General features: G+C 44.4%; 3 protein-coding genes and 2 pseudogenes. 4 read left to right on the forward strand and 1 reads right to left on the reverse strand.

Annotation, left to right across the window (positions count from 1 at the left end; translation table 11 throughout):
- From F6K38_RS35895 to brnA, 4 genes and pseudogenes are all read left to right on the forward strand, one after another.
- Positions 1-257 (forward strand): annotated as a pseudogene (locus tag F6K38_RS35895) (tetratricopeptide repeat protein); the annotation flags it as partial.
- Between the two features lie 35 nt (positions 258-292).
- Positions 293-3,292 carry a CHAT domain-containing tetratricopeptide repeat protein gene (locus F6K38_RS35900; protein ID WP_287359818.1) on the forward strand — a complete coding sequence of 1,000 codons (3,000 nt, stop codon included), beginning with the start codon at positions 293-295 and terminating at the stop codon, positions 3,290-3,292.
- A 99-nt stretch (positions 3,293-3,391) separates the two neighbouring features.
- On the forward strand, positions 3,392-3,667 hold the full coding sequence (locus tag F6K38_RS35905; RefSeq protein ID WP_287313238.1) for a BrnT family toxin: 276 nt from the start codon (positions 3,392-3,394) through the stop codon (positions 3,665-3,667).
- Complete coding sequence (brnA, locus tag F6K38_RS35910) at positions 3,648-3,935, forward strand: type II toxin-antitoxin system BrnA family antitoxin (protein WP_287313239.1); 288 nt, start codon at positions 3,648-3,650, stop codon at positions 3,933-3,935. The genes F6K38_RS35905 and brnA overlap by 20 nt, the downstream gene beginning before the upstream one ends.
- 177 nt (positions 3,936-4,112) lie before the next feature.
- Here brnA and F6K38_RS35915 read toward each other — a convergent pair.
- Positions 4,113-4,324, reverse strand: a pseudogene (locus F6K38_RS35915) (Uma2 family endonuclease); the annotation flags it as partial.

Here is a 4,324-nt window from a genome sequence, read left to right on the forward strand (position 1 = left end):
TGCTAGGGAATACCTACACACAAGTGGGGTTAAATCGACTGGCAAAGGAGCGTTACCTCAAAGGTTTAGAACTGGCTAAAGCAGCATCAGATTTAAACAGTCAAGCGGAAATACAAAAGAGTTTAGTAACTATCAGCTTAATTATTGACAGTAAAGAAGAAGCGTTACAATGGTTGGAAAAAGCCCAAGTTAGTTATCGGGCTTTAGGGGATGAATCAGAGGTGCGTCAACTAGAAGCGAAGAAAAGTAAAATTTGACAGGCGGTTCTGGATTTAAGGTATGGGGTATCGGTATGGTTTCAACTAAATCAAAAAGGCCAACAATTTGGGCAACAGCTCTAGTTAGTTTGATCTCAGTAGGGGTAATTACGCCCCTGACCACGGTGGGACAAACTACCATTGCCCAACAACAGGAGTCAGGACAAGAACAACTAGCGAAAGCTGAGCAACTGACTCAACAAGTCATTGAGCTTTATAAGCAAGGGAAATACTCGGAAGCGATTCCCCTCGCCCAGGACGCTTTGAGAATTCGAAAGCAACTGCTGGGGGAGGAACACCCAGATATAGCTACCAGCCTGAATGATCTGGGGTTACTCTACGATGCAATGGGAAGGTACGAACAGGCGGAACCCTTGTTAAATCAAGCTTTGGAGATGAGGAGACGGTTGCTGGGAAAAGAACACCCATCTGTAGCATTAAGCCTCAATAATCTGGCGGGACTCTACTATTCAATGGCAAGGTACTCAGAAGCAGAACCCTTGTATACCCAAGCCTTAGAGATGAGGAAACGGTTGCTAGGGGACGAACACCCTGATGTGACTATCAGCCTCAATAATCTGGCGGGACTCTACTATTCAATGGGAAGGTACTCAGAAGCAGAACCCTTGTATACCCAAGCCTTGAACATGTATAGACGGTTGCTGGGAAACCAACACCCATTGGTGGCTATCAGCCTCAATAATCTGGCTTTACTCTACAAATCCATGGGAAGGTACGAACAGGCGGAACCCTTGTATACCCAAGCTCTAGAGATGAGGAGACGGTTGCTGGGGAAGGAACACCCATCTGTGGCTACCAGCCTCAATAATCTGGCGGGACTCTATCGTGCCATGGGAAGGTACCAACAGGCGGAACCCTTGTATACCAAAGCTTTGGAGATGAGGAAACGGTTGCTGGGGGATGACCACCCATTGGTGGCTACCAGCCTCAATAATCTGGCTTTATTCTACGATTCAATGGGAAGGTACTCAGAAGCGGAACCATATTATAACCAAGCTCTAGAGATGAGCAAACGCTTGCTGGGAGACGAACACCCTGATGTAGCAACTAGCCTGAATAATTTGGCAGCACTCTATTATTCAATGGGAAGGTACGAACAGGCGGAACCCTTGTTAACCCAAGCCTTGGAGATGGACAGAAAGTTGCTGGGGGAGGAACACCCATCTGTGGCTACCAGCCTCAATAATCTGGGGGGACTCTACAAATCCATGGGAAGGTACGAACAGGCGGAACCTAAATATACCCAAGCTTTGGAGATGAGGAGACGGTTGCTGGGTAACGAACACCCATATGTGGCTACCAGTCTGGATAATCTGGCTATTTTACATCACAGTCAAGGAAACATTGACCAAGCCCTAGAGTTTCTGGAAGCAGGATTAGACATCCAAGAAGTTAATCTAGAACGTAATCTCGTTTCTGGTGCTGAAAAGCAAAAACGAGACTACATGAAAACTATCTCTGGCACAAGAAATAGAGCTATTTCTCTACACCTAAACTCAGCTCCCGATAATGAAAGAGCAGCTCGTCTGGCTTTAACAACCATCCTGCATCGCAAAGGTCGTTTACTTGATTTCTTGACCCATAGTCAGCAACTGTTGCGTAAACGCTTAGATTTCCAAAGCCAAAAATTACTAGACCAACTAAACAATACTCGCACCCAACTCGCTAACCTCACCTACAACCCACCTGATAAGCTTTCCCTGAAAGAATATCGTAATCAACTCGATGAATTAACGAATCAGGAACAAAAACTAGTCGTAAAAATTAGTCGGCGCAGTCGTGAATTTGCCCAAATCAATCAACCAGTCACCATCGAAACTATTCAACAACTGATTCCTGAGGATACGGCACTGGTAGAATTTGTAGAGTACAAACCCTACAATCCCGAAGAGGATAGTTTTGGTAATCCCCGTTATGGGGTCTATGTACTCCGTTCTCAAGGCGCACCCCAAGGCATTGATTTAGGGGAGGTAGATGCTTTGAAATCTCTATGGGAGATACTTGAATTATCCCTTAAAACCGAGGCTCTTACCATCCCTGAGGTAAAACAAGCAGCCCGCAAGGTGGATGAGAAGCTGATGGCGAAAGTCCGTCCTTTGTTGGGAGATAGCCGCAGGATTTTACTGTCTCCAGACAGCGACCTCAACCTCATCCCTTTTGAAGCTTTAGTGGATGAAGACAACCGTTATTTAGTAGAAAGCTATGGTTTTACCTACCTCACCTCCGGTAGGGATTTACTGAGATTATCCAATTCCAATCGCAAACTCACCCAACCAGTACTTTTGGGAGCACCAGACTTTGAGAATTCCGCTCAAACTACTGCCCTTGGGGAGGAAAACCAGATAGTAGCAACCCCCAGCTTAGGTGACTTGAATCCTTCCCAGTGGGGCTTATCGCCTTTACCTGGTACTCTTGAGGAAGTAAACGCGATCGCCCAGATGCTTGGTGTGGAGCCGTTGTTGGGTGCTCAAGCTAATGAAGCAGTATTAAAACAGGTTACTCGTCCGAGAATACTACATATTGCTACCCATGGTTTTTTCCAACAGAGACCGAATTCCGAAGATGAGGTAATTTTAGGGGATAATTTCCTACTTTGGTCAGGGTTAGCATTAGCAGGAATTAAGACTGATAAGCCAGAAAATGATCTAGAAGATGGCATCTTTACAGCTTTAGAAGCAACTGGATTAAATTTATCAGGTACAAAACTGGTGGTATTATCAGCCTGTGATACAGGCTTAGGCAATATCAGTGCTGGGGAGGGAATCTATGGGTTGCGTCGAGCGTTGGTGATTGCCGGGTCAGAAAGCCAGGTGATTAGTTTGTGGAAAGTAAATGATGAGGCTACCAAGGATTTAATGGTTTCTTATTATCAAGGATTGCAGGATAACCAAGGGCGTTCTGAGGCTTTGCGAAGGATTCAGTTGCAAATGTTAGGGGGTGGAGATTATCACCATCCCTATTATTGGGCGAGTTTTATTCCTTCTGGGAATTGGGGTTCTATGGGTGGGGAGTAGGGAGTAGGGAGTAGGGAGTAGGGAGTAGGGAGGATCCCCTAAAATTAGGATGGTAACAAAGCATAACAAGAGCGTTATTTTAGGGCGTTATGGTAAAAAATGCGATTTGATTGGGATAATCACAAAAGTCAACTTCTGAAGCGAAAGAGAGGATATTCGTTTGAGGAAGTCGCTACTATCTTGGCTGGCGACTATGTAGAACGAATGAAACAAGATGATCCTGCACAATTTATTGCCATTGGTTTTCTGGAAAATTCTCTTTTATCGGTCATTTATGAAGTGCGTTATGATGATGAAGGGGAATATATATGGTTAATCACGTATTGGAAAAGTACCAAAAGGGAGAGAGAAATTTATGAACAATATTTCTATTGAAGAAATTGAACAAAAAATTGAAGCAGGAGAAGAGGTTATAGACCGCTATTTTGACTCCACAACAACAAGAGTCGGAACACGCCGTCAGATGACTTCACGAAGAAGACAGGATATAGAAACCACAAAGGTGGAAATTCCTAGCCCTATGCTCACCGAACTCGATAAAATGGCAAAAGAACTCAACATTAGCAGATCTGCTGTGATTAAAATGATGCTAAGACGTGCCCTTGACGAACATTATCTTGCTAAGAAGCAGATGAAATTATAAATTTAGTGCCTTCGCTTTTAGCGGCTCCAAATACGATTATATAGCAATTATCATAGCTATGAGGTACACGATTTAGGGATTTTAGGGAACAGGGAACAGGGAACAGGGAACAGGGAGCAGGGAACAGGGAACAGGGAAAAACCCTGTCTACCTGATTACTAGGATAATGGTTAGAGATTATAGGTTAAAATCATCGGGATTTATCCCTTTCGCTTTTAATTGCTCCAACAATGCCTTCATGCGAGTTCGTTCAAGCTCTAAAGCTTGCTCCGCTTGTTCTGCCCGTTGGCGTTCTTGTTCTTTTGCCAGCCTTTCGAGCTCTGCCTGTTGTTGAGCCATATCTCTTTGCTCACTAATTTCCAAATAGCTAGCAAAAGGCTCACCATTGA

The organism is Moorena sp. SIO3B2 (genome assembly GCF_010692525.1).
GTDB classification, from domain to species: domain Bacteria; phylum Cyanobacteriota; class Cyanobacteriia; order Cyanobacteriales; family Coleofasciculaceae; genus Moorena; species Moorena producens.